This is a genomic window from Lysinibacillus sp. FSL M8-0134, from assembly GCF_038069745.1.
In the GTDB taxonomy this organism is placed as follows: domain Bacteria; phylum Bacillota; class Bacilli; order Bacillales_A; family Planococcaceae; genus Lysinibacillus; species Lysinibacillus irui.
Map to the genome: position 1 here is coordinate 1 of NZ_JBBPAJ010000003.1, position 4133 is coordinate 4133.

Consider the following 4133-nt stretch of genomic DNA (forward strand, 5'->3'; position numbering starts at 1 on the left):
TTGTTTGCCGCTGTTTCAGCAGCAACTCTTATATAATATCACGTCTCATATAATGTGTCAACATAAATTTTTAATTTACTTTTGTTTCAATCAGTTATATTAGCGACTTTTATAAGTATACTACATTATTATCATAATGCAAGCTTTTTATAAAAAAAATATCAACGCTGTTATTCCAAATACACCCGGAATTCCTAAAACCGCAATCGTTAAGACTGAAAATAAATTAATCGGTACGTTATATCCTATATAACCTATACCTAAATGAATCATAAATAATAATAGAAAAGCAAATGCAAATCTAAACCAAAACACTGATAATCCTTCTAAAATTTTGCCTAGCTTAGCATGTCTTATTATTACATAAAGAAAAAGAAGCCCCACAGGAACACAAATACTCATAATTACTAACCAAGACATATGCTTGCCTCCTCAATAAAATAATTATGAAAGTTTATGTTTCCTGTTTTGCTTCTATGATTATTTAATAAGAACTATTTTATTAATACTCTACGAATTCTAGCTTCCTTAAATAAATAAAAATGGATACTCTCTGCTGTTTTACGTTGAGCAATAACCCCAAGGTCGTAGTCATCCATTAATTCTTCTATTATTTTTGCCTGCTGTAAATCCTCTTTTGTTGCCTTTATAAGATTCACAAGCTTATCATCGAATTCTTTTTTTAATTTCCCTTTACTACGGAAGAACATATTAATCCCTCACTCATAACTCGCGTCGACCTTCCATTGCTTTAGATAACGTTACCTCATCTGCATATTCTAGATCTCCACCTACTGGCAATCCATGCGCAATACGAGTTGTACGAATACCTGATGGCTTGACAAGGCGCGAAATGTACATAGCTGTTGCCTCACCCTCAATCGTTGAATTCGTAGCTAGAATAAGCTCTTGAACACTTTCATCTTGCAAACGCACTAATAAGGAAGCAACATTAATATCCTCTGGGCCGATGCCATCCATTGGCGAAATTGCTCCCTGAAGTACATGGTACATGCCGTTATAGTCACGCATTTTTTCCATTGCAATAACATCTTTTGTATCTTGTACAACACAAATAATAGAATGATCTCGTTGCTTATCTGAGCAAATATGACATGGATCTACATCCGTTATATTGCCACAAACAGAACAGTAGCTCAGATTTCGTTTAGCATCAATGAGTGCTTTAGAGAAAGATAATACATCGTCTTCCTTCATTGATAACACAAAAAACGCCAGACGAGCCGCAGTTTTCGGCCCGATACCTGGCAATTTCATAAAACTATCGATCAATTTAGATATTGGTTCTGGGTAGTACATAATGAATACCTCCTAGAATGGAAGGTTTAAGCCTTGAGTGAATTTCCCCATTGTTGAATTCGTTTTTTCTTCTACTTTTTTCAACGCTTCATTTGTAGCGATAACAATTAGGTCTTGTAACATTTCGATGTCTTCAGGATCTACCACAGATTCATCAAGATTTACGGATACAACCTCGCGCTGACCTGAAACAGTTACTTTTACCATGCCGCCGCCTGCAACACCCTCAAATTGCTCAGCATTTAATGCTTCTTGAGCCTCCATCATTTCCTTTTGCATTTTTTGCATCTTTTTCATCATACCTTGCATATTTCCCATTCCACGCATAAATGTTTTCCTCCTAAAAATTTAATCTTCAATAATTTCAATAAAGTCTTTACCAAAGAGTTTTTCAGCCTCTGTCACAAGTGGGTCTTGTGAAGCAAGAGGTTGAGCATCGTCGATAAATGGTTCTTCTGGCATTTCTGCCGGTGGTGGCTCTAATAATTCCTCCCCATGTTCTGAAGCCGTTAATGTTTTCTTTTGCTGCAGACCATGATCACGAATAAATTCTTCACGCATCTTTAACCAGGATTCTTCCGGTATACAAAGCATCTCGTACATTGTGCCAGTTTGTCCCGCAATTAGTTGTGTAAAGTGAGCCTTTAAAGATTGGTTATCAGCAACCATCTGACAATGAATATCATACTTGAATTTTAACACAAAAGCACTCGAAGATGCCGCAACAGGCTCGGCTTCTGCCAAAAGAGCAGATTGTGATTTTTGCATTTGACTTAATGCTTGCGCCCACACCGATTTTATACGTTGCACATCTTGTTTTGTTGCATCTTTTAGTATTTCTTGAATACGACCAGTCGGTGCTTTATAGCCATTCGGACTTTTAGCACGAGGCCGCTGCTCTTTTTGGGCTGGTGATGTTTGTGCTGGTGCCCCAGTTTGCAATTGTAAGGATAATTGCTGAACCATCTGCTCAAGCGCAACAATTTTTTGAGTGACCTCTGCGCTTTGCGTCATTTCATTGGTAGCCATCGTTGAATGGGCGACCCCTCCTGAAAACTGTACCATTTTAAGTAATGCTGTTTCTAAGTAAATTTTCGTATGGTGAGAGAAGCGCATCTCTTGCTGTGTTTTTGCAAGAATATCTATATAGCCATAAAGCATATCTGGCGCGAATTCATGTGCTAAAGTAAATACACGTTCCTCGGGGGACACAAGCTCTAAGAGTTCAGCTAAATCATCACTTGTTTGAAGTAATAATAAATCACGGAAAAAGGTAATTAAATCCTCCGAAAGACGCAAAGGGTCCTTTCCATCGGCTATAAGTTGCTCTAAAAGCGCAAGCATTTGTGCAACATCTTTCATCTTGAGTGCCTCAGCTAAATCATAGAAAACATCCTGACTAATTGAACCTGTAACTAACAACGTATCCTCAAGCTTTAACTTTTCTCCGCTGAAAGACACAACTTGATCCAATAAACTTAAAGCATCGCGCATTCCCCCAGCTGCAGATTGTGCGATAACCTTTAAGCCTTGTTCTTCATATGGTAAATCAATATCCTCTAAGACAACCTTCATTCGTTCAATAATATCATTTGTAGAAAGTCGCTTAAAATCAAAGCGCTGACAACGAGAAATAATCGTTGCAGGCAATTTATGAGGCTCTGTCGTTGCTAAAATAAATACAGCGTGAGGGGGTGGTTCTTCTAAAGTTTTTAAAAGAGCATTAAAAGCACTTGTAGAAAGCATATGTACTTCATCAATGATGTACACCTTGTATCTACTGCTAGCAGGAGCAAAACGTACTTTCTCTATAATATCTCTAATTTCCTCAACACGTGAATTCGAGGCAGCGTCAAATTCAATGACATCTGGATGAGATCCATCAGTAATACTTAGACAAGTAGCACATTCATTGCAAGGTTCTTTTGATGGTGCATGTTCACAATTTAATGCTTTCGCAAAAATTTTAGCTGTACTTGTTTTCCCAGTACCACGTGGCCCAGAGAATAAGTAAGCATGTGTGGTTTTATTCGCTAGGAGAGCATTCTGTAGCGTTCTTTTGACATGAGCTTGACCTGACATTTCTCGAAAAGATTGTGGTCGATACACACGATAAAATGCTTGATACGTCACTATATTTCTCTCTCCTTTTCCATGTAATTGAGTAGTTTTATTATAGCATTTGCTATCTTATATAGAAAATGAAGTTATTGATTAAATATAAAAAAGCACCCGCCTATAGTAGACGGATGCTTTGAATTGGCAATTTCATGCCGTGCACCTTTCCTTGACAGCCGCACATAAGCGTTACTCTTGTCGTTAGCTCGGATTAGGCAACCCCGCGGCACATGGATAAGACCACTTAATGCTGCTTCCTTCCGGACCTGACATGGTTCATGGGTATCCATTGCGCAGGACCCAATCGTCAACACTACGTGCAAAAGGCAGACCAAACAATACGGACAGCCTCGAAAAAGGAATTCAGTCTCGCTAGAGCGGATTGCGAGTTACAGGACACCGCTACCTTCCCACCTAGCACGGCAATAACTAGTATACTGACAGTTTGTATAAATTGCAACTTAATGCACAAATTATTTATTTCCAAATCATTTTTAATCTTCCTATATTTTTTTAAAAAAATATATTGACGGCTTTCTCAAGTTGTGATAAATTTATTTTTGTCGATAAGACAACAGAGCAATATAACATGGAGGTATACCCAAGTCTGGCTGAAGGGATCGGTCTTGAAAACCGACAGGCGGGTAACACCGCGCGGGGGTTCGAATCCCTCTACCTCCTCCAGTTTTAAATTT

5 protein-coding genes, 1 tRNA gene and 1 other RNA gene are annotated in these 4133 nt (G+C 38.3%); 1 reads left to right on the top strand and 6 read right to left on the bottom strand.

Features of this window, described 5'->3' with window-relative positions:
• Window positions 1-147 precede the first annotated feature (147 nt).
• The 6 genes from MKY49_RS22925 to ffs form a co-directional block, all read right to left on the bottom strand.
• Window positions 148-420 (bottom strand): pro-sigmaK processing inhibitor BofA family protein, encoded by a 273-nt coding sequence (locus MKY49_RS22925; RefSeq protein WP_274795140.1) that lies wholly within the window; start codon window positions 418-420, stop codon window positions 148-150.
• Between the two features lie 74 nt (window positions 421-494).
• On the bottom strand, window positions 495-710 hold the full coding sequence (locus tag MKY49_RS22930) for a YaaL family protein (protein ID WP_274795139.1): 216 nt from the start codon (window positions 708-710) through the stop codon (window positions 495-497).
• Between the two features lie 13 nt (window positions 711-723).
• Window positions 724-1320 carry a recombination mediator RecR gene (gene recR, locus MKY49_RS22935; protein ID WP_274795138.1) on the bottom strand — a complete coding sequence of 199 codons (597 nt, stop codon included), beginning with the start codon at window positions 1318-1320 and terminating at the stop codon, window positions 724-726.
• Between the two features lie 12 nt (window positions 1321-1332).
• Window positions 1333-1647 carry a YbaB/EbfC family nucleoid-associated protein gene (locus MKY49_RS22940; RefSeq protein ID WP_004233957.1) on the bottom strand — a complete coding sequence of 105 codons (315 nt, stop codon included), beginning with the start codon at window positions 1645-1647 and terminating at the stop codon, window positions 1333-1335.
• Window positions 1648-1668: 21 nt separating this feature from the next.
• On the bottom strand, window positions 1669-3453 hold the full coding sequence (dnaX, locus tag MKY49_RS22945) for a DNA polymerase III subunit gamma/tau (protein ID WP_341387145.1): 1785 nt from the start codon (window positions 3451-3453) through the stop codon (window positions 1669-1671).
• 140 nt (window positions 3454-3593) lie between these two features.
• An RNA gene (gene ffs / locus MKY49_RS22950) (signal recognition particle sRNA large type) lies at window positions 3594-3861 on the bottom strand.
• Between the two features lie 168 nt (window positions 3862-4029).
• Here ffs and MKY49_RS22955 point away from each other — a divergent pair.
• Window positions 4030-4122, top strand: a tRNA-Ser gene (locus tag MKY49_RS22955).
• Window positions 4123-4133 lie beyond the last annotated feature (11 nt).

Bases quoted from the DNA above. Each gene is read 5' to 3' on its own strand.
- MKY49_RS22925 (WP_274795140.1), bottom strand. From the start codon at position 420: ATGTCTTGGTTAGTAATTATGAGTATTTGTGTTCCTGTGGGGCTTCTT.
- MKY49_RS22930 (WP_274795139.1), bottom strand. From the start codon at position 710: ATGTTCTTCCGTAGTAAAGGGAAATTAAAAAAAGAATTCGATGATAAG.
- recR (WP_274795138.1), bottom strand. From the start codon at position 1,320: ATGTACTACCCAGAACCAATATCTAAATTGATCGATAGTTTTATGAAA.
- MKY49_RS22940 (WP_004233957.1), bottom strand. From the start codon at position 1,647: ATGCGTGGAATGGGAAATATGCAAGGTATGATGAAAAAGATGCAAAAA.